Source organism: Vibrio sp. V39_P1S14PM300 (assembly GCF_009904765.1).
GTDB classification, from domain to species: Bacteria; Pseudomonadota; Gammaproteobacteria; order Enterobacterales; family Vibrionaceae; genus Vibrio; species Vibrio proteolyticus.
Map to the genome: position 1 here is coordinate 1 of NZ_WXWP01000403.1, position 19,058 is coordinate 19,058.

Here is a 19,058-nt window from a genome sequence, read left to right on the forward strand (position 1 = left end):
ATGGGCTGTTTTTGCTCATTTGAGAATAAATCTTTATAGAATCCCTGTAGCAAAGTACGTTCCCATGAGAGCTTAGTTCAGCATTCGTCATAAAAAATCGTGATTTTTACGCTGCTTTTTCGGATTTAAGCTGCAATTTAGTAGGTAAGTGGCAACTTACTTATTACATACAACTGGGCTTCGTCTGGCATTGGCTTGATTGTTTTACCAAAGAGTGGGGGATGAAGCGAGCGGGGTGCTCAGTGTCCGGTAGAACTGGAATGGTGTGAGCATAGAGTGATGCCACAACAGCATTAAGTCGCAAAACGAAAAAAGCCAAGTCTTTCGACTTGGCTTTTTGAAAGTGGCTCCCCCTGCGGGACTCGAACCTGCGACATACGGATTAACAGTCCGCCGTTCTACCAACTGAACTAAGGGGGAATTATTTGTGTCACTCTTTTCAGAGTAAAGCACCAAATAATGGTGCCTCGAGGCGGAATCGAACCACCGACACGAGGATTTTCAATCCTCTGCTCTACCGACTGAGCTATCGAGGCAAAAGAATGGTGCCGACTACCGGAATCGAACTGGTGACCTACTGATTACAAGTCAGTTGCTCTACCTACTGAGCTAAGTCGGCACACGAATATTCTTTTTACACTGTTCGTGCAAAGCACCAACAATCAACAAATTGTGGTGCCCGGAGGCGGAATCGAACCACCGACACGAGGATTTTCAATCCTCTGCTCTACCGACTGAGCTATCCGGGCAACGGAGCGCTATTAAACGGATTTTCCGTCTCTGCGTCAACTTGTTTTTCGAAAAAAATGCAAAAAAATGGTTAACTGCTGCGAATTTAGGCAGATTCGAGGTTTATCCTTTACCCGCGTTAAAGTCCAGTTTGTATTTGGTCACTTTTTCCAGATACCGACGCGATTCGCTGTTGGGGTGTTTCTTGGTCAGCGCCCAGTAAACCTGATTCGGCTGAAGCGAATTCAGGTCGCGCATGGCTCGACTGCGATCGGAACGGTTAAAGGTGTTCAGGACGCCGCCGGTGCCGCCGTTATAGGCCGAAATCATGCTGTATTCCAGTGAGGTGGGGTGACGCACGTCTTTCAGATAGCGATTTTTCAGCAGATAGAAATAGGCGGTGCCGGTATCGATGTTGTTTTCCGGATTAAACAGGTATTCCGGTGATGGCTCGCCACTGCGTTTTTTGACCAGCTTAAACACGTCACGCCCCGCGGTTTTGGGCACCACTTGCATCAATCCGTACGCGTTGGCCCAGCTTACCGCGTAGGGGTTGAAGCTGCTTTCGGTTTTGATAATGGCGTAGATGAGATCTTCCGGGATGCTATAACGATTTGAAGCACGGCGCACGATATCCGCGTATTGATAGCTGCGGATTTCAACCTGGTTTTCGACCATTGGAATTTCAACGTAGTAAGCCTTTTTGAAATCGACATCTTTGACTTTAAGATGGTGGGCGATCAGGTAGTCGGCATAACGGTTGGCGCGCCATGACCACTGGATAGCCTTGCCATCTTGATCTAACACCTGCTTGTACAGGAATGGCTGGCCCTCCAGTTTAATGTCTTTCGACGAGAATAGATCGACACTGGCCGGATCATCGGGTGTCAGCAATGTGGTGATGATGGCGTTTCTCAGGTGGCCTTTGGGATCGGTCGGCGAGACGGTTTCGACGACGATTGTACCTTTGGAAAAGTTGACTTCAGAGCGGCTCAGATAGTTGTCGATGTATTTAACGTAATTACTTTTACCGGCGTACTTCAGCTCTTTGCTGCCCCAGCGCTTTTTGATGTTGCCGGAAAAACTGCTGATCAGGGCATCGAGCGCATCGGTGTCCTTTTCAAACTGCCCGGGCAACTGAGCCAGATTTTTGGCAAAGCGGTTGGTCGGTTCATAATTGACATCATAGATGCGTTCCACGAATTCGCGACTGCATCCCACCAGTGTCAGTGCGGTCAGACAATAGATCAGTTTTTTCATAGCTTCTGAATATAAAAATGACATCAGAGCGGAGCCGTGATGTCATTGAGATTGTAATTATTATTCGCTCGGTGGCGTGTAACCTTCGATGTGAACGTCTTTGCCTTCAAACAGGAAGTTGACCATCTCGGTTTCGATCAGTTTGCGATGCTCAGGATCCATCATGTTGAGCTTTTTCTCGTTGATCAGCATGGTTTGCTTGTGTTGCCACTGTGCCCAGGCTTCTTTCGAGATGGTGTCGAAGATGCGTTTACCCAGTTCGCCCGGGTAGAGCTGAAAGTCCAGTCCTTCCGCTTCTTTGTTTAGTCGAGCACAGAATACAGTGCGGCTCATAATGACTCCTTGATGTTAAAGTTCAAACGGCAAGCCCTCCAGTAGCTGCTTTACCGGAGCGGCCAGGCCGATCTCTTCAGGTTGGGATAAGTTATACCAAAGACCTTTGGTTCCTTCCATTATCACATCCGGTTGCTGAGATAAATCCACCAGAATCGGGGTGATGTCGAGATGGTAATGGCTAAAAGTGTGGCGAAACGCAATTAAAGGCCGCGTTTCACGCACCTGTGTCTGGCGTATGCTGCGCAGATCAAGCTGGTGCTCAATGCTGGCATCCGGATGTTCCGGAAAGCAGAACAGGCCTCCCCAAATGCCACTTTGAGGGCGTTGTTCAAGCCAAACCTGGTTATCGTGATGTAGCATCACGAACCAGGTTTCTTTCACCGGTTTGTCTTTCTTTGGTTTCTTCCCAGGGTAATCAAGCGGGTTACCTTGCTTATTGGCCTGACACATTGAGGCGACCGGACAAAGCGAACATTTAGGCTTGCTGCGTGTACACACCATGGCCCCCATGTCCATCATCGCCTGATTGTACTTGTCGACGTTGGTATCGGGCGTGTGCGTTTCAGCGATGTCCCACAACTGATTCTCTACTTTTTTCTGTCCCGGCCAGCCGTCAATGGCAAACGCGCGCGACAGAGTGCGCTTGACGTTGCCGTCCAGAATCGCATGCGGCTGGTTATAAACCGACGACAACACCGCCGCTGCGGTCGAGCGGCCAATCCCCGGCAGAGCGTTCATCTGCTCAAGGTCTAGCGGAAATTCCCCGTTGTATTCTTGAGCGACAATTTGCGCGGCTTTATGCAGGTTGCGGGCGCGAGCGTAATAACCCAGTCCGGTCCACAGGTGCAGGACTTCGTCTTGTTCGGCATTGGCCAGATCGGTCACGGTTGGAAACCGTTGTAAGAATCTCTGGTAGTAAGGAATCACGGTCGCGACCTGAGTCTGCTGAAGCATGATTTCCGACAACCAGACGCTGTAGGCGGTTTTATTTTTCTGCCATGGGAGATCTTTTCGCCCATAAGCGTCATACCATTCTAATATGGCATCGGCAAAAGGTGTCACGGCTTGCTCTGTGTAAAATATAGGTATAATCGTGGGTAAAATTGCACCACAGAAAGTGGTGAATGTAAAACAGACAAACTGTAAGGATAATCGAATTCGGTGATAACACTTGCACCGAGCACGATTCTTTGGATAATCACAAGCCCTTTGAGGTGAGAGCAAATTTTAAGCAGGCAATATCAATGAGTGAAGTGACCACTAACGAATACACCGAAGACGGTAAACTGATCCGCAAAGTACGCAGCTTTGTTCGTCGTGAAGGACGTCTGACCAAAGGTCAGGAAGCGGCAATGAAAGAGTGCTGGCCAAGCATGGGTATCGATTATCAGGATACACTGCTGGATTGGAATCGCGTGTTTGGTAACGACAACCCAGTGGTACTGGAGATCGGTTTTGGTATGGGCGCATCACTGGTTGAAATGGCCAAAAATGCTCCGGAAAAGAACTTTATCGGCATTGAAGTCCACAGCCCGGGCGTAGGCGCATGTTTGTCTTCGGCGCGCGAAGCGGGCGTGACCAACCTGCGTGTGATGTGTCACGATGCCGTGGAAGTGTTCGCGAATATGATTCCTGACAACAGTCTGCACACGCTGCAACTGTTTTTCCCCGATCCGTGGCACAAGAAGCGCCACCACAAGCGTCGTATTGTTCAGCTTGAGTTTGCCGAAATGGTACGTCAAAAGCTGATCATCGGTGAAGGCATTTTCCACATGGCCACCGACTGGGAAAACTACGCTGAGCACATGATTGAGGTGATGAATCAGGCGCCGGGTTATGAAAACACCGCTCAGGGAGGCGATTACGTGCCTCGTCCAGAGGAGCGTCCGTTGACCAAGTTTGAAGCGCGTGGCCACCGTTTGGGTCACGGCGTTTGGGACATTAAGTTCAAGCGCATCCGCTGATTTTTTCCGGTGTTATCACCATTTGAAAAATAAAGTTTTATAAAAGCCAACATTGCTTTAATGTTGGCTTTTTTGTCCCTACAGACACAACAATAATTACAATAGCAAGTAAACCGAACCAACATGAAACCAACCACAGAAATACTGGCGAACATCCTGGATGAAGTTCGCCCATTAATCGGACAAGGAAAAGTCGCCGACTATATTCCAGCGCTGGCTAAGGTGCCGAGCTACAAGCTGGGTATTGCTGTGTACACCAACGAAGGTGAAATCTTTAAAGCCGGCGATGCACAAGAAGCGTTTTCGATTCAGTCGATCTCCAAAGTGCTGAGTCTGACGCTGGCGCTGGGCTTGTATCGCGCCGATGAAATCTGGTCGCGGGTAGGTAAAGAGCCGTCTGGTCAGGCCTTTAACTCCATGATCCAGCTTGAGATGGAGCAGGGGATTCCCCGTAACCCTTTTATCAATGCCGGGGCGATCGTAGTGGCCGATATGCTGCACTCACGCCTGTCTGCACCCAGACAGCGTCTGCTGGAATTTGTCCGCCAGCTTTCCGGTGACAGTCATATTATCTACGACAAAGTGGTGGCCGCATCAGAAATGATGCACAGTGACCGTAATGCGGCGATTGCCTACCTGATGCGCGCATTTGGCAACTTTGACAATGAAGTGATCCCGGTTCTGAACAACTATTTCCATGCGTGCGCACTGAAGATGAGCTGCGTTGATCTGGCGAAAACCTTCAGCTACCTTGCCAATAAAGGCAGTTCGGTGCAGAGCGGGCGCCAGATCATCACGCCAACCCAATCCAAGCAACTCAATGCTTTGTTGGCGACCTGTGGTCTGTATGACGGTGCAGGTGAGTTTGCTTACCGGGTCGGCATGCCGGGTAAATCCGGTGTCGGCGGCGGGATCATTGCCGTGGTTCCGGGGGATATGACCATCGCGGTCTGGTCGCCAGAGCTGGATCCTTCCGGCAACTCGCTGGCGGGGACCAAAGCGCTGGAACTGTTGTCGGAGCGGATCGGGCGCTCGATATTCTGAGCGACATGAGCAGGGAAGCGTTATGTCAGATCTTATTCACCAACGGTTACTTACTCAGTTAAGCGGGCTTCGTTATCTTAGCCACGTGGTGACGCACAATGGCGCGCAGACGATTGAGCGCCAGCCGCCAGCGCATCTTCTGCGTTATTTGTCGCGCGCGGTTGCAGGTCAGCAATTGTCGACCACGGCAGCCCGCACAATCTGGGCGCGGGTAGATCAGCTGTGTGAGGTACACGGCTCCGCTGGAGCTGCTACTGGTCGAAGAGCATCATCAGCGGCTGCGCAGTTACGGCTTGTCCAACGCCAAAGTCAAAACCCTTCTCGGTGTGAATCAGGCGTTGCAAACTGGTGTGGTTGCTGCGGATATTCATCACAGCCAGGACGCCGACTATATCGTCAGTCAGTTGGTTCAGTTGTGGGGGATCGGACGCTGGACTGCAGAGATGGCGCTGATTTTCTTTTTCGCTATGCCGGACATCTGGTCGGAGGGCGATGTGTCGCTGGTGCGTGGTCTGGCGCAACTGGCCGAGAAAGAGGGTGTTGCGCCCGAGACGATAGTAAAGGCGGCGGCCCCTTATCGTTCTTATCTGGCCCTGCATATCTGGGCCATGCTGGATGCGGAGTTGCTCAAAGAGGCCTGACCGTCCGCGCCACCAACCTTACTTATCAAAAAACACCGCCGAAGCGGTGTTTTTATTCTTCTTCAGCCATAAAGGCTTCAAGTAAATCGTTGAGAAACAACTTGCCTTTCTCACTGATTTGCCAGTGTGTGGCGTTTTCAGTCAGGTAGCCTTTGTCCAGTGCCCAATCGATAGTGGGGGCGATTTGCGCCAGTGCCAGCCCGGTAGTGTCAATAAAATCCTGTTTAGGGCAGGCTTCCATCAGCCGAAAGCGGTTCATAAAGAACTCAAAGGGCCGATCCCGGTCTGCCACCCACTGCTCGGTGTGCAGATACGGTTTAACCATATTCTGGTAGGCCGCCAGGTAGCCACGCGGATGCTTGACTTTAGTGGTACGCAGAATACGCCCGTCAGCAAAACTCAGCTTCCCGTGCGATCCGCAGCCAATGCCGAGATAATCCCCAAAACGCCAATAGTTGAGATTATGCTGGCACTGATAGCCTGGTTTGCTGTAGCCGGAAATTTCGTACTGGACGTAGCCTGCCTGCGTCAGTTTGTGGTGGCCGCGTTCAAAGATATCCCACAGGTCATCATCGTCGGGGAGCGTTGGTGGCTTGTAGTAGAACATGGTGTTTGGTTCGATGGTCAACTGGTACCAGGACAGGTGAGGTGGATTGAGCTCAATCGCCTTGTCCAGATCTGCCAGCGCCTGATCGATGCTTTGATCCGGCAAACCGTGCATCAGATCCAAATTGAAGCTGTTTAAACCAATCTGATGTGCCAGTTTGGCGGCGTCAACGGCTTCTTGCTGACCGTGAATGCGCCCGAGACGTTCAAGCTTGTCAGCTTCAAAACTCTGCACGCCGATGGAAATACGTGTCACACCGGATTTACGATAGCCAACAAAGCGCTGTGCCTCCACGGTGCCCGGGTTGGCCTCCATGGTGATCTCAATGCCGGTTTTGAACGGGATACGAGCTTCAATGCCCTGCAACAGACGGCCAATGCCATCGGCTGAAATCAGGCTTGGCGTACCGCCACCGATAAAGATCGAGTGCAGCGGACGCGGCGCATCGTTCAGTCGGTATTTGGCAATGTCGGTGTCCAGATCTTCCAGCAAGGCGTCGATGTATGCGTCTTCCGGAATATTGTCTTTGAGCGCGTGCGAGTTGAAATCGCAATACGGACATTTCTGCACACACCAAGGGATGTGGACATACAGGCTCAGAGCGGGTGGCTTTAACATGACGATCTTACGCTTGCGGAGTCAGAGCCGCGAACAGCTTTTGCAGTGCCTTAGCACGGTGAGACAACTGTTTCTTGCGCGCCGGCGCCAGTTCGGCGGATGCGCAGTTTTCCCCCGGAACAAAAAAGACCGGATCGTAACCAAAGCCGTTGTCCCCCTGCGTCTGATCCAGAATGCGCCCTTCCCACTGTCCGTGACAGACCAGAGGCGTCGGGTCATTTTCGTGTCGCATCAACACCAGCACACAGTGGAAGCGGGCGCTGCGTTGCTCCGCTGGAACCCCTTCCATCGCGCTCAGCAGTTTTTGCATATTTTGTTGGTCTGTCGCCTGTTCACCCGCGTAACGGGCAGAGTAGATACCGGGCGCGCCGTTGAGGTAATCGACTTCCAAACCTGAGTCATCGGCGATAGCGGGCAGGCCGGTCAGCTTGGCAGCATGACGCGCTTTGATGATCGCGTTCTCGATGAAGGTGGTACCGGTTTCGGCCACGTCAGGGACGTCGTATTCGCTTTGGGCGACCACGTCAAAACCAAACTCGGCCAGCAGATCGGCCATTTCCCGGACCTTGCCCTGGTTACCGGTCGCTAAAACAATCTTTTTCATGGTGTTCTCTATAAAAAACCACGCCAGTTCTGGCGAGCTGGCGTGTGGCTATCAAACATGTCGTCAAGCGGCAGGCTTACTCTTCGACATAAAATTTCTGGGAAAAGATCAGGTTACCTGCGCCTTTCATCCCGGCGTTGACGTCGATGTTAAACGTCAGGTTTTCTTCATTGCTGATCGGAAACTCCGCCAGGTAGTAGATGGCGTCGCCTTCTTTCACTTCACGAAAATCCAGCGTGCGGGAATTCCCGATCAGGTTTTTACTGGTGCCGTTCACTTTGGCCGTGACCGCCGGCTTGCCGACTTGTGATGTGTCCAGCACACTGATATTCAGAACGGCGGAGTAGCCATTGCGCTTGAGTTTGTAACTGCTCGCAATTTCCGACGTCAAGAAAGTGGAATTAAAAGCCGAGTAGTGCACTTCAACGTCTTTGAGTGTTTTGAACTGACCCGCCGACGCCGGAGTGACGGCCAAAGCTGTGATCAGTGCGATTGTCCATTGATGACTCATTTCCCTTACCTCTCGTGAAAGATGTACCGACATCCCGGGCTGATTCTACCACTAATTTTAACTCCATTTCGCGGCGAATTCCTCTTCCATGTACTGAGGATAAGCGCAATAAGATAACCCGGCGATATGGCGCCGGGTTAGTTTGCAAACAGAGACCAAGAACTGGCCACACTCAATCGTCGAGTAGAAGGGTTATTTGTGACGGAATTTGTTGTGGCGACTGGATACGCACTTGCTTATGCCGCCCCAGTTCTCCCTTTTCTATCATGACCAGTCCTTTGGCCACCTTGAACTGCTTGGCTAAAAATTTACTCAAGTGCGCATTGGCTTTGCCATCAACCGGCGGAGCCGTGATGGCAATTTTCAGCTCCTCGCCGTGTAAGCCGACGATCTGATCCCGGCTGGCTTTAGGTTGAATGTAAAGCCGGAGAATCACATCCTGACCTTCTGTCCAGGCGGCCGTCGACATTACAACTGAAACCAGATGGGGCCAATGATGTCACCGATCAGAAAGTTCGCAAACTGCAGGCCGATAAACAGCACTAATACACTCAGATCGAAGCCACCCATCGCCGGAATAATGCGGCGGATTGGCGCCAGCATTGGCTCAGTCAGTTGATGGAACACATATTCGATAGGGCTGCGGCCCTGGCTGACCCAGCTCAAAATGGCGCGGATCAGCAGAACCCAGAACAGCAAACCACCGGCTGCTTTCACCAGTGATAGCAGGCCCAGGAACAGAAAGTCGGTGCTGAATGACACTGAGCCGCCAGAAGCGAGCATGATCAAGGCCACGAATTTGAGTACGCACAACAGATAGGCAAACAGCACGGTCGCCATGTCGATACCGCCTAGCGAAGGAATCACGCGGCGTAAAGGGCCCACCACTGGCTGGGTCACTTTGACCACAAACTGTGAGAACGGGTTGTAAAAATCGGCTCTGGCGGCCTGAAGCCAGATTCGCAGGATCACGACCATGATGTAGAGATCAAACAGCGTCGAGACCAGAAAACTCATTGAATTCATAAGTAGCCCTTACTACGGAGCGGCGCCGGGCGCCATCAGTGATTAAAATAATTGTTCCATTTCTTCTGCGCGGGTGACCGCTGCCTGCATGGCTTTCGCTACGATATCAGATAGTTGATGTTCGTTAAACGTGCGCAGTGCTTCGGCGGTGGTGCCGCCCTTAGACGTCACCTGCTCACGCAGAGTAGACAGTTCGGTTTCCGGGTTGGCCACCACCATCTCGGCGGCGCCAAGCGCGGCCTGCTGAACCAGCTGGCGGGCGGTTGCCTTATCAAAACCTTGCGCCATGGCTTCATTTTGCATCGCTTCCATGAACAGGAAGAAATACGCGGGAGCACTACCGGCCGCGGCGATGACGTTGTTGATGCCCGATTCCTGTTGGACCCAGCAAACTTCACCCACGGCTGACATCAGCGCTGCGGCAAATGCGCGATCTTCTGCACTGACATGCTGCGGGGCGTACAGGCCGCTCATGCCTTTGCCGACCAGCGACGGGGTATTGGGCATTACGCGCACCAGATTCAGTGTTGCACCGAGCATTTCATTCAGGCGGGCCGCGTTGATACCTGCGGCGATCGAGATCACCAGTTTGTTGGAAAAATCGACGTCATGCAGGCCAGCGCCAACCTGTTCCATCAACTGAGGTTTAACCGCCAGTACGATGACTTCGGCCTGTGTGGCCGCGTCAAGGTTGTCGGCATTGGTGTTAATCCGGTACTGGTGAGCAAGAGAATCACGAGTGCTCTGACTTGGGGCGGTGGCCGTGATGAAATCCGCCGGGTATCCGCTGTCAATCAGGCCAGCGATGATAGAGCGCGCCATGTTACCAGCGCCGATAAAGGTGATTTTCTTGTGTTCCATAATGACGTGACTTCCTAAATGTGTGGTGTTCTTAATCGTGGCTACAGGTTATGCCTGACGGCCGTAGTCGCGTGCGCCAAAGATCGCGGTGCCGATACGAACCATGGTTGTGCCAGCTTCAATCGCGGCGTCCATATCGCCGCTCATGCCCATCGACAGGGTATCCAACTGCGGATACTCAGCGGAGAGTTCATCTTTCAACTGCGCCAACTGGCGAAAAGCCGTTAACTGTGAAGCGTAGTCTGGCGTGTTGGCCGGAATTGACATCAATCCTCTTAACGTGAGGTTGGGCAGCGACGAAATCAACTCTGCCAGTTCAAATATTTCCTCAGTTGAGGCGCCGGACTTGGAGGCTTCACCGCTGGTATTAACCTGGATCAGGACCTGCAGCGGCGCCATTTCTGCAGGCCGCTGATCATTGAGTCGCTGCGCCGTTTTGGCTCGGTCAATGGTGTGGACCCAGTCGAAATGTTCGGCAACAAATCGGGTTTTATTCGACTGAATAGGGCCGATGAAATGCCATTCCAGATCGAGTTGTGGGTGGTGTTGGCGGAAAAATGCCACCTTATCGACCCCCTCCTGGACATAGTTTTCACCGAAGGCGCGCTGTCCGAATTGGGCCGCTTCAAGGATGGCTTCAACCGGTTTAGTCTTGCTTACTGCCAGCAGTTGCACCGAGTTTGGAGCTCGTCCGCATTTTTGTTGTGCGGAGGCGATCTGCGCAGTGATGTGCTCAATATTTTGTTGAATACTACTCATAGCTGAATGACTTAAGGAATTTCAATGGATATCGATGAGTTACTGGAGTTTAGTGTAAAACATAATGCGTCAGATCTACATCTTTCTGCAGGTGTTCCTCCGGTGCTACGTATCGATGGAGAGATTCGCCGCCTGGATCGGCCGGCACTGAGCGAGCCAGAAGTGCAACAAATGGTAAATGCGGTCATGGACGAAAAGCAGCGCAGCGAATTCGAGCAGCAGCTCGACGCCGACTTTTCGATACAACGAGCGGGCAGCGGCCGTTTCCGGGTCAATGTGTTTCATCAGTCGCGCGGTTGCGCGGCCGTTTTTCGTACCATCGCAAGTCAGATGCCGACGTTAAATGCGCTGCAGGCGCCCGCCATCTTTACCCAGATCGCCAATTATGAACAAGGCCTGGTGCTGGTGACCGGGCCGACCGGTTCCGGTAAGTCGACCACGCTGGCGGCGATGGTTGACTACATTAACCGCCATCATCACAAACATATCTTGACCATTGAAGATCCGATTGAGTTTGTCCACACCAGCCAGCAGTGCTTAATTAATCAGCGTTAAGTACAGCGTGATACCCGCAGTTTTCACCACGCCTTGCGCAGTGCGCTGCGCGAGGATCCGGATGTCATTCTGGTGGGGGAACTGCGTGATCGTGAGACCATCAGCCTGGCATTAACCGCGGCGGAAACCGGTCATCTGGTATTGGCCACCCTGCATACCAGTTCGGCGGCAAAAACCATCAACCGGATCATCGATGTGTTTCCCGGCAACGAGAAAAATATGGTGCGATCGATGCTGTCTGAGTCGCTGCGTGCCGTGATTGCCCAGACTCTGATCAAGCGCCGCACGGGCGGCAGAGTGGCCTGCCATGAAATTATGCTGGCAACGCCGGCGATTCGTAATCTGATCCGGGAAGATAAAGTGGCGCAGATGTATTCGGTGATTCAGACCGGAGCCGCGCAGGGGATGCAAACCATGGCACAACACGGGCGTCAGCTCCTGGCTGAGGGGATTGTTGATGAAGATGAATTGGTCAGAACCATTGACGCCGGCCCATGGCGCTAAGGTTAACGCTAACCGGGGCAGGTTGCGTCAGTTGCCTGACGCAACCAGTGTTAGCCCCACTGGGCTTCGAACCAGCTTTCAAGAATGACAACGGCAGACTGGCAGTCCACATTGCCCTTGCTCAGGGCTTTATAGCCGCCCATTTCAAACAGCTCCGCGCGCGCTGCGGTAGTGGAAAGTCGCTCATCGTGCAGCTCGACCGGCAAACCGAAACGGCCATGCAGGCGGTTGGCAAACTTACGTGCCCGTGGCGTGATGGTCTCGAGAGCCTGACCACGCAGATCGGTCGGCAGTCCGACGACCAGCAGGTTGGGTTGCCACTCTTTGATCTGCTTTTCAATCTCGTCCCAGTTTGGAATACCGTCGTTGGCCTTAAAGGCTTTTAACGGTGAGGCCGTACCGGTAATTTCCTGACCGATAGCACTGCCGATGCTCTTGGTGCCAAAGTCGAAGGCCATGATAGTTCGTGACATGGATAAGGGGATTCCGTAATAACAAGTGTTTGGCCGGACGCTCAGGCGTGTCCGGCTTGATTCGAAAGTTGGGCGGCGTCAATGCCGAGTTTCTCGACGGCTTTGCTCCAGCGCTGGCTGATGGGAGTATTGAAAATGACATCCGGATCCGCTTCGATGGTCAGCCAGGAGTTTTCGGCCAGCTCACTTTCCAGTTGACCGGCTTCCCAGCCAGCGTAACCAAGCGCCACTAGGTAGTCCTCCGGCTCAGCTTCGGTACCAAGTACGGTCAGAATGTCACGAGAGGTGGTCACCGAAATATTGTCGGTCATCTGAACGCTGGATTCGTAATGATCTTTCGGCTTGTGCAGAATAAAGCCACGATCTTCCGACACCGGACCGCCATTTAGCACGGGCTTTTTCAAACTGTCGGTATTGAGCTGCGGATGCACGGGCTGAACGTCGACCTGCTTGAGCATGCCGCCGACCGTAACGTCAATCGGGGCGTTGATGATTAATCCCATTGCTCCGTCTTCATTGTGCTCACAGATGTAGACCACACTGTGTTTGAAGTAGGGATCTTTCATGCCCGGCATGGCAACCAGAAAATGATTGGTAAGGTTCATAACAGCTCCAACCCAGAGTGAGATAAATGGGCAACCGTTCGCTGCCCCTTGTCTCAGTTTACGCTTTATTGATACGACGCTCTATCGCGTCCATCAGTTTCCCTGTGATTGAGATATCAAACGCTGCCTCGATCTCACGGATGCAAGTCGGGCTGGTGACGTTTATCTCAGTCAGCTTATCGCCAATAACGTCCAGGCCAACAAAGATCAGACCTTTTTCTTTAAGTGTAGGCGCTACGGCCGCGGCGATCTGTTTATCTGTTTCGCTCAGCGGACGGGCTTCGCCAGTTCCGCCGGCAGCCAGGTTCCCACGGGTTTCCCCTTTGGCCGGAATGCGTGCCAGGCAGTACGGCATGGCTTCGCCATCGACCACCAGAATGCGTTTGTCTCCGTTACTGATGTCAGGTACAAATGTTTGTGCCATGGCGTAGTTCTGACCGTGGTTGGTGAGAGTCTCAATGATCACAGAGACGTTGGGATCGTTCTCTTTGACGCGGAAAATAGACGCACCACCCATACCATCCAGTGGCTTGAGAATCACGTCTCCGTGGGTGTCACGAAACGCTTTAATCTTGTCTGCTTTGCGTGTCACTATGGTGGTTGGCGTCAGCTCGGGGAACCAGGCCGTGAACAGTTTTTCGTTACAGTCGCGCAGGCTTTGTGGTTTATTGACGATCAGCGTCCCTTGTTCTTCCGCCCGTTCCAGGATGTAAGTGGCGTAGATGTATTCGGTATCGAAAGGCGGGTCTTTGCGCATCAGTACCGCATCCAGCTCAGACAGTTCGATCGTCTGCTCGGAAGTGAAGTGATACCAGTTGTTCGGATCTTGTTTCAGTTCGACAATTTTACTGTCCGCGACCGCGACGCCCTGGTCCAGATGCAGATCGTTCATTTCCATGTAGTGGATTTCGTATCCACGGCGCTGAGCTTCCAGCAGCATGGCAAAGCTTGAGTCTTTTTTGATGTTGATGGACGAAATCGGGTCCATCACGATACCCAGTTTAATCATTGATCTTCTCCGGTTAGCCAAGGTCGCCGAAACGAACTTGAAGGGCTGTAATTGCGGTCAGAGCCGCCGTTTCGGTACGCAGTACGCGTGGGCCGAGCAGGGTCTCTGCAAAATGATAGGTGCGAGTCATGTCGATTTCATCGCCGGACAATCCGCCCTCAGGGCCGATCAGCAGACGAACTTTGTCTACCGGACCCGGCAAGGTGTTGATCGAATAGTCTGCGCGCGGATGCAAATTGAGTTTCAGGCTGCCGTCGTCTTCCTGACACCAGTCTTCTAATGCCATCACCGGGCGAATGGTGGGCACCACGTTGCGTCCACATTGTTCACACGCACTGATGGCGATTTTCTGCCACTGCGCCAGCTTCTTCTCAAACCGTTTCTGGTCCAGTTTGACGCCACAGCGTTCTGAAATCAGCGGGGTGATGGTATTCACACCAAGCTCGACCGATTTCTGAATCGTGAACTCCATTTTATCCCCGCGTGAGATAACCTGGCCAAGGTGCAGATCGAGTGGGGACTCGCAGTTTTGCTCGACACGCGCACTGACTTCCACCACAACCTGCTTTTTGGTGACTTTGCTGATGTGCGCCGGAAATTCAGCGCCGCTGCCGTCAAACAGCAACACTTCCTGACCCTCTTTCATACGCAGAACCCGGCCGATGTGGCCGGCGGCATCGTCACTCAGCGCCACGGCGCCCAGTTGGTCAATTGGGTCAGGATGATAAATACGAGGGATACGCATGATGGTGTAGTTTTCCGGCAAAAGTTAGTTAGACACTAACATGGATGCTTTGCAGCGAAAAAACAAGGGGCAAGCGGCGTTTCGCGCCCGAAAGCTTACGACGCCACTTGCCCTGATATCACAGGGACTTACACGCTTCGAGGACAAACGGGTTGTGGTTCCCCTGCACGGTGGCGATGCGTTTGTCTCGTTCACACTCCCAACGATCGGCCGGGAACTGTTTGTTCCATGCGGTCATCAGGTTTTTCTGCTGTTTGGATAGCTTGAAACCGTACTCTTTGCTCATGTACAGGTAGGTGCGTGCGATCGAGCCTTTGGCGCGATCCGGCGGCATCACTTTACGCTGTTTGAAGTTGACCTGCATCTCACAGCGGCCGTAGGTTTCACCATCAATCCCGTTCCACTGGCTGAAGTTGTAGTTAGAGCGGTCACCATTGACTTCGCCGATGGCAGGGGTCAGATTGTGCAGATCCGCTTCCATCAAACGGAACTGTTGGTCGTGGCGTGAACAGTTTTTACGACCACCGCTTTGCCAGCATTGCAACTGATGACCGAACTGCCACGCTGGGACCACATGTTCCCATTCGATACGTGAGGCGCGTTTTTCTTGTTTACGTACCTGATAACCACAAGAGTTGAGATCCGGGACCCCTTTTTTGCCCTGCCAGTTAATGACGCATCCGCAATAAAAACTGGTGGGATTGTCCCGATAGATTTTTACCGCGGCTCTTTTGGCACTGGAGAAGGAAGAGGGTGGAGCCGCATTGACGGCGAAGCAAGTCAGGGCACATACCATGCCGCAAAGTAAAGATCGTAATGTCATGATAAAAAGTCTTAGAAAAGTATGACTTTTTTCAGTCTACCACGCATTTTTCTGGATGAGGTTACAAAAGCGTACATCAGACTTTAGTGATGGGCACAGTGTCGCGGAATTAAGACAGGTCGAATGGGCGGCGTGAGTTAACTGAGTTGGGTTCCGGTAAAGCGCAGCGTTTCCTGGCAGCGCTGACAGCGGTAGCTGGCCTGATGACGCAGCACCTTGTTATGACGGCGGATGGTGAGCGGGTAGTGACTGCAGGCACAACGGTATTCAAAGGTTTGCCCTTGCACTGATGTGGTGGCAAAGCTGTGAGTGGTACGGGCACTGACGCCCAATACCTGCTCCATTACCGCCTGCCATTCTTTGCCATGCGGGCGAACCCGGCCGTAGATTTGGTGAGTTATCAGATGAGCCACTTCGTGCGGGATCACTTCATCCAGAAACGCCTGACGGTTTTCGGCAAACAGGATCGGGTTAAGGCGGATTTGGTTCAGCTGCAGATAGGCTTTTCCGGCCGCTTTCCCCCGCAGTTTATAGCTGACCTCGGGGTGGGGGAAGCGACGTTGAAAGGTTTGCTCTGCCAGATGCAAACAGTGTGCTATCACTTTCTGTGCCCGGTAATCCCATTCTGTGTCCACGTTGCCCCCAATAAATTAACGCCCCGGCCAACTGGCCGGGGCGAATTTTAACACCATTGCGGTGGACGGGGCGGTTTTCTTATTCAGGATGATGTTTTTTCTTAATTGTGGCGTGGTAACCATGCCAGGTGGCGTAACCCAGAATTGGCATGGTAAACAGCATACCTATGCCAAAGGTGGCGAAGCCAATCAGGATGCCGCCACAAATAATGGCTGCCCAGACTATCATGGCCGGAATATTGGAACGGACCGCATTGAAGCTGGAGAAGACGGCGGTCATCATGTCAACCCGGCGCTCCATCATCAGTGGGATAGAAAACGCGGAAATACTGAATACGACCGTGGCCAGTACCAAGCCGACCAGAGAACCGATCACCAGGAAGGGCATGAATTCAGTCAGCGGGGCACCTTGTACGGACGGGTAAAGGGCATGCAACAGAGCCGCGATGCGCATCCAAAAAATCATGCACACGGCCAGTAGCACCGCAAACGCCCATTGCGAGGTGGAGTTGCGACCGATGGCTTTCATGGAATGCAACAGACTGGCCCGATGGCCTTTTTCGCGTTCCCAACTGGCGTCATACAGCCCAAGCGCCAGAAACGGGCCGATCAGCATATACACCACCAGCGCCGGCAGAACCACCAGGTGAGTGCCTTGCCATTGGATCAGTAACACGATGCCGATGGCCGCTGCCATAAAGCACAGCCCGTAAAACGCGCTGATCAGCGGCATACGGACAAAATCGTGTAAGCCAAGTGCCAGCCAATGGAACGGCGCCGCCAGGTTGACTTGGTTGCACGGAATGGTGCGTGCGTACTCATGGTCACTGACGTCTTTACGCTTATCTTTAAAGTCCGAAGGGTTAACCGTACGAGGCATAGCTCCTCCTTGCTCAATTCTGGTTAAGTGTCGTCGTTGCCGTACGACGATTCGGTGCGGTCTGCACCGTCTTGGATGTTGGATGCGCCGCAATCAAGGTTGAGGGCATTTAACATTATTTTAACTATTGGCAGGGAAGCAGAAAAATACAACTTCTGAGGGCAAAATTGTGCAAGAAAAGAAAAAGCCCCGGCACATGGGCCGGGGCTTTAATTGCTAAGTCTTTGTATTACTTGATGCCAGCGAATTCGCGGATCAGAGCTGCTTTGTCCGTTGCTTCCCAAGGGAACTCTTCGCGGCCGAAGTGGCCGTAAGCTGCGGTCTTCTTATAGATCGGACGCAGCAGGTTCAGCATCTCTTGCAAGCCGTATGGACGCAGATCGAAGAACTCACGTACCGCCTGGATGATGATGTCGTGAGAGACTTTCTCTGTACCGAACGTTTCAATCATGATTGAGGTTGGATCTGCCACACCGATAGCGTAAGACAGTTGGATTTCACAACGATCAGCCAGGCCAGCGGCCACGATATTCTTGGCTACATAACGAGCCGCGTAAGCAGCACTGCGGTCCACTTTAGATGGATCTTTACCAGAGAAGGCACCACCACCGTGACGCGCTGCGCCGCCGTAGGTGTCAACGATGATCTTACGACCTGTCAGGCCACAGTCACCCATTGGACCACCGATAACGAAACGACCGGTTGGGTTGATGAAGAATTTGGTCTCCTGGTTCAACCACTCAGACGGCAGTACCGGCTTGATGATTTCTTCCATTACCGCTTCGCGCAGATCTGGCGTAGAGATCGAATCACAGTGCTGAGTTGACAGTACAACCGCGTCGATACCTACAATTTTGCCTTGATCGTACTGGAAGGTGACCTGAGATTTCGCGTCCGGACGCAACCATGGCAGCGTGCCATTTTTACGAACTTCCGCCTGTTTTTGAACCAGTAAATGAGAGTAAGTGATCGGAGCTGGCATCAGCACGTCGGTTTCGTTACACGCGTAACCAAACATGATGCCCTGGTCGCCTGCGCCTTGCTCTTTAGGATCGGCTTTGTCGACACCCTGGTTGATGTCTGGTGACTGTTTACCAATCGTGTTCAACACGGCACAAGAGTCTGCATCAAAGCCCATGTCTGAGTGAACGTAGCCGATTTCGCGTACGGTTTGACGAGTCAGTTCTTCAATGTCAACCCAAGCTGAAGTCGTAACTTCGCCGCCAACCATGACCATGCCGGTTTTGACGTAAGTTTCACAAGCAACACGCGCTTTCGGGTCTTGCTCCAGAATCGCATCAAGAACTGCATCAGATATTTGGTCTGCAATTTTATCAGGATGACCTTCTGAAACCGATTCAGAAGTGAACAGGTGCTTAGCCATGAGAGCTCCACTTAGATAAATGAAGGTGGCCAGCGACAAGCGCTCACCACCAGTTAAATTCGGTATATTTTGTAGGTGTATCTACATCTAGACGTCTATTCTAGTTTTCGCCCGACGAATTACAAGTTCTTTTTTTGTTTTACTCTTAGCCAAACGTTTGCTCTGAAATGAGTGATTTTGCACAACTTTGCCGTAAATGAGCGTTATTGCAGACAAAATTATCCAGTAAAACGTTTGCAGCACTGATGGGGCTTTGCGACAATACTCCGGCTGCTTGCAGCGCTACTTTCCCTTTTTTCTTGCTTATCGTACTCAGGAGCAGACATGTCTTCTCGTAAACACCTAGCCAATGCTATCCGTGCTCTGAGCATGGATGGTGTCCAAAAAGCGAACTCAGGCCACCCGGGCGCACCTATGGGTATGGCGGATATCGCTGAAGTGCTTTGGCGCAGTCACTTAAATCACAACCCACACAACCCGAATTG

General features: G+C 52.3%; 22 protein-coding genes, 4 tRNA genes and 1 pseudogene. 5 read left to right on the forward strand and 22 right to left on the reverse strand.

The annotated features are described in order from the left end of the window. Nucleotides 1-344: 344 nt before the first annotated feature. From CAG65_RS21030 to mutY, 7 genes are all read right to left on the reverse strand, one after another. Nucleotides 345-420 (reverse strand) — tRNA-Asn (locus CAG65_RS21030). A 40-nt stretch (nt 421-460) separates the two neighbouring features. Then, nucleotides 461-536: transfer RNA gene (locus tag CAG65_RS21035), tRNA-Phe, on the reverse strand. 7 nt (nt 537-543) lie between these two features. Continuing rightward, nucleotides 544-619, reverse strand: a tRNA-Thr gene (locus tag CAG65_RS21040). Nucleotides 620-673: 54 nt separating this feature from the next. Then, a tRNA-Phe gene (locus tag CAG65_RS21045) sits at nt 674-749 on the reverse strand. A gap of 103 nt (nt 750-852) precedes the next feature. After that, entirely contained in the window at nt 853-1,989 is a 1,137-nt protein-coding gene (gene mltC, locus CAG65_RS21050; RefSeq protein ID WP_021704408.1) for a membrane-bound lytic murein transglycosylase MltC, read from the reverse strand. Between the two features lie 60 nt (nt 1,990-2,049). Further along, complete coding sequence (locus CAG65_RS21055; protein ID WP_021704407.1) at nt 2,050-2,322, reverse strand: oxidative damage protection protein; 273 nt, start codon at nt 2,320-2,322, stop codon at nt 2,050-2,052. Nucleotides 2,323-2,337: 15 nt separating this feature from the next. Further along, entirely contained in the window at nt 2,338-3,387 is a 1,050-nt protein-coding gene (mutY, locus tag CAG65_RS21060; protein ID WP_161454887.1) for an A/G-specific adenine glycosylase, read from the reverse strand. 182 nt (nt 3,388-3,569) lie between these two features. Between mutY and trmB the strand changes: the two genes are divergently transcribed. The 3 genes from trmB (at nt 3,570) to CAG65_RS21075 (ending at nt 5,974) form a co-directional block, all read left to right on the forward strand. After that, complete coding sequence (trmB, locus tag CAG65_RS21065) at nt 3,570-4,289, forward strand: tRNA (guanosine(46)-N7)-methyltransferase TrmB (protein WP_021704405.1); 720 nt, start codon at nt 3,570-3,572, stop codon at nt 4,287-4,289. A gap of 123 nt (nt 4,290-4,412) precedes the next feature. After that, nucleotides 4,413-5,333, forward strand: coding sequence for a glutaminase B (gene glsB, locus CAG65_RS21070; protein WP_021704404.1), 921 nt, complete (start codon nt 4,413-4,415; stop codon nt 5,331-5,333). A gap of 224 nt (nt 5,334-5,557) precedes the next feature. Then, nucleotides 5,558-5,974 carry a hypothetical protein gene (locus tag CAG65_RS21075; protein WP_237668867.1) on the forward strand — a complete coding sequence of 139 codons (417 nt, stop codon included), beginning with the start codon at nt 5,558-5,560 and terminating at the stop codon, nt 5,972-5,974. A gap of 52 nt (nt 5,975-6,026) precedes the next feature. Here the strand turns inward: CAG65_RS21075 and hemW are convergent, their stop codons facing one another. The 7 genes from hemW to CAG65_RS21110 all read right to left on the reverse strand — a co-directional run bounded on the left by hemW (nt 6,027) and on the right by CAG65_RS21110 (nt 10,960). Beyond that, on the reverse strand, nt 6,027-7,199 hold the full coding sequence (gene hemW, locus CAG65_RS21080; RefSeq protein WP_161454888.1) for a radical SAM family heme chaperone HemW: 1,173 nt from the start codon (nt 7,197-7,199) through the stop codon (nt 6,027-6,029). 7 nt (nt 7,200-7,206) lie between these two features. After that, the gene (locus CAG65_RS21085) at nt 7,207-7,803 is read right to left on the reverse strand and encodes an XTP/dITP diphosphatase (protein ID WP_161454889.1); all 597 of its coding nucleotides are present in this window, start codon (nt 7,801-7,803) and stop codon (nt 7,207-7,209) included. A 76-nt stretch (nt 7,804-7,879) separates the two neighbouring features. Beyond that, nucleotides 7,880-8,314 (reverse strand): DUF4426 domain-containing protein, encoded by a 435-nt coding sequence (locus tag CAG65_RS21090; RefSeq protein WP_021704400.1) that lies wholly within the window; start codon nt 8,312-8,314, stop codon nt 7,880-7,882. A gap of 172 nt (nt 8,315-8,486) precedes the next feature. Continuing rightward, the gene (gene yggU, locus CAG65_RS21095) at nt 8,487-8,783 is read right to left on the reverse strand and encodes a DUF167 family protein YggU (RefSeq protein WP_021704399.1); all 297 of its coding nucleotides are present in this window, start codon (nt 8,781-8,783) and stop codon (nt 8,487-8,489) included. Next, complete coding sequence (locus CAG65_RS21100; protein ID WP_021704398.1) at nt 8,783-9,340, reverse strand: YggT family protein; 558 nt, start codon at nt 9,338-9,340, stop codon at nt 8,783-8,785. The genes yggU and CAG65_RS21100 overlap by 1 nt, the downstream gene beginning before the upstream one ends. 42 nt (nt 9,341-9,382) lie before the next feature. Next, nucleotides 9,383-10,201 (reverse strand): pyrroline-5-carboxylate reductase, encoded by an 819-nt coding sequence (gene proC / locus CAG65_RS21105; RefSeq protein WP_161454890.1) that lies wholly within the window; start codon nt 10,199-10,201, stop codon nt 9,383-9,385. A gap of 48 nt (nt 10,202-10,249) precedes the next feature. Further along, entirely contained in the window at nt 10,250-10,960 is a 711-nt protein-coding gene (locus CAG65_RS21110) for a YggS family pyridoxal phosphate-dependent enzyme (protein WP_021704396.1), read from the reverse strand. A 24-nt stretch (nt 10,961-10,984) separates the two neighbouring features. On the opposite strand from CAG65_RS21110, the pseudogene CAG65_RS21115 reads away from it, so the two are divergent. Further along, nucleotides 10,985-12,019, forward strand: a pseudogene (locus CAG65_RS21115) (type IV pilus twitching motility protein PilT). 50 nt (nt 12,020-12,069) lie between these two features. Here CAG65_RS21115 and ruvX read toward each other — a convergent pair. The 8 genes from ruvX to metK form a co-directional block, all read right to left on the reverse strand. After that, a complete protein-coding gene (ruvX, locus tag CAG65_RS21120) occupies nt 12,070-12,492 on the reverse strand; it encodes a Holliday junction resolvase RuvX (protein WP_021704394.1) in 423 nt (140 codons plus the stop codon). Between the two features lie 41 nt (nt 12,493-12,533). After that, nucleotides 12,534-13,097, reverse strand: a complete 564-nt coding sequence (locus CAG65_RS21125; RefSeq protein ID WP_021704393.1) for a YqgE/AlgH family protein — start codon at nt 13,095-13,097, stop codon at nt 12,534-12,536. Nucleotides 13,098-13,155: 58 nt separating this feature from the next. Further along, nucleotides 13,156-14,106 (reverse strand): glutathione synthase, encoded by a 951-nt coding sequence (gene gshB, locus CAG65_RS21130; protein ID WP_161454891.1) that lies wholly within the window; start codon nt 14,104-14,106, stop codon nt 13,156-13,158. Between the two features lie 13 nt (nt 14,107-14,119). Continuing rightward, complete coding sequence (rsmE, locus tag CAG65_RS21135) at nt 14,120-14,851, reverse strand: 16S rRNA (uracil(1498)-N(3))-methyltransferase (RefSeq protein WP_161454892.1); 732 nt, start codon at nt 14,849-14,851, stop codon at nt 14,120-14,122. Nucleotides 14,852-14,969: 118 nt separating this feature from the next. Then, nucleotides 14,970-15,674: an endonuclease gene (locus CAG65_RS21140; RefSeq protein ID WP_021704390.1), complete on the reverse strand. Its 705-nt coding sequence runs from the start codon at nt 15,672-15,674 to the stop codon at nt 14,970-14,972. 137 nt (nt 15,675-15,811) lie between these two features. Continuing rightward, nucleotides 15,812-16,309, reverse strand: coding sequence for a SprT family zinc-dependent metalloprotease (locus CAG65_RS21145; protein WP_161454893.1), 498 nt, complete (start codon nt 16,307-16,309; stop codon nt 15,812-15,814). Nucleotides 16,310-16,388: 79 nt separating this feature from the next. Beyond that, a complete protein-coding gene (locus tag CAG65_RS21150; RefSeq protein ID WP_021704388.1) occupies nt 16,389-17,189 on the reverse strand; it encodes a DUF2189 domain-containing protein in 801 nt (266 codons plus the stop codon). 229 nt (nt 17,190-17,418) lie between these two features. Further along, on the reverse strand, nt 17,419-18,573 hold the full coding sequence (metK, locus tag CAG65_RS21155) for a methionine adenosyltransferase (protein WP_021704387.1): 1,155 nt from the start codon (nt 18,571-18,573) through the stop codon (nt 17,419-17,421). A 324-nt stretch (nt 18,574-18,897) separates the two neighbouring features. Here metK and CAG65_RS21160 point away from each other — a divergent pair. Then, nucleotides 18,898-19,058 (forward strand): hypothetical protein (locus CAG65_RS21160; protein ID WP_161454894.1); only part of this gene is annotated, 161 nt, incomplete at its 3' end.

What these genes read in the sequence shown, in the direction of transcription:
- yggU (WP_021704399.1), bottom strand. Translation starts at nt 8,783, where the DNA reads ATGTCGACGGCCGCCTGGACAGAAGGTCAGGATGTGATTCTCCGGCTT.
- CAG65_RS21085 (WP_161454889.1), bottom strand. Translation starts at nt 7,803, where the DNA reads ATGAAAAAGATTGTTTTAGCGACCGGTAACCAGGGCAAGGTCCGGGAA.
- trmB (WP_021704405.1), top strand. Translation starts at nt 3,570, where the DNA reads ATGAGTGAAGTGACCACTAACGAATACACCGAAGACGGTAAACTGATC.
- metK (WP_021704387.1), bottom strand. Translation starts at nt 18,573, where the DNA reads ATGGCTAAGCACCTGTTCACTTCTGAATCGGTTTCAGAAGGTCATCCT.
- proC (WP_161454890.1), bottom strand. Translation starts at nt 10,201, where the DNA reads ATGGAACACAAGAAAATCACCTTTATCGGCGCTGGTAACATGGCGCGC.
- CAG65_RS21110 (WP_021704396.1), bottom strand. Translation starts at nt 10,960, where the DNA reads ATGAGTAGTATTCAACAAAATATTGAGCACATCACTGCGCAGATCGCC.
- CAG65_RS21055 (WP_021704407.1), bottom strand. Translation starts at nt 2,322, where the DNA reads ATGAGCCGCACTGTATTCTGTGCTCGACTAAACAAAGAAGCGGAAGGA.
- gshB (WP_161454891.1), bottom strand. Translation starts at nt 14,106, where the DNA reads ATGATTAAACTGGGTATCGTGATGGACCCGATTTCGTCCATCAACATC.
- CAG65_RS21125 (WP_021704393.1), bottom strand. Translation starts at nt 13,097, where the DNA reads ATGAACCTTACCAATCATTTTCTGGTTGCCATGCCGGGCATGAAAGAT.
- mltC (WP_021704408.1), bottom strand. Translation starts at nt 1,989, where the DNA reads ATGAAAAAACTGATCTATTGTCTGACCGCACTGACACTGGTGGGATGC.
- CAG65_RS21140 (WP_021704390.1), bottom strand. Translation starts at nt 15,674, where the DNA reads ATGACATTACGATCTTTACTTTGCGGCATGGTATGTGCCCTGACTTGC.
- ruvX (WP_021704394.1), bottom strand. Translation starts at nt 12,492, where the DNA reads ATGTCACGAACTATCATGGCCTTCGACTTTGGCACCAAGAGCATCGGC.
- hemW (WP_161454888.1), bottom strand. Translation starts at nt 7,199, where the DNA reads ATGTTAAAGCCACCCGCTCTGAGCCTGTATGTCCACATCCCTTGGTGT.
- rsmE (WP_161454892.1), bottom strand. Translation starts at nt 14,851, where the DNA reads ATGCGTATCCCTCGTATTTATCATCCTGACCCAATTGACCAACTGGGC.
- CAG65_RS21100 (WP_021704398.1), bottom strand. Translation starts at nt 9,340, where the DNA reads ATGAATTCAATGAGTTTTCTGGTCTCGACGCTGTTTGATCTCTACATC.
- CAG65_RS21090 (WP_021704400.1), bottom strand. Translation starts at nt 8,314, where the DNA reads ATGAGTCATCAATGGACAATCGCACTGATCACAGCTTTGGCCGTCACT.
- glsB (WP_021704404.1), top strand. Translation starts at nt 4,413, where the DNA reads ATGAAACCAACCACAGAAATACTGGCGAACATCCTGGATGAAGTTCGC.
- CAG65_RS21150 (WP_021704388.1), bottom strand. Translation starts at nt 17,189, where the DNA reads ATGCCTCGTACGGTTAACCCTTCGGACTTTAAAGATAAGCGTAAAGAC.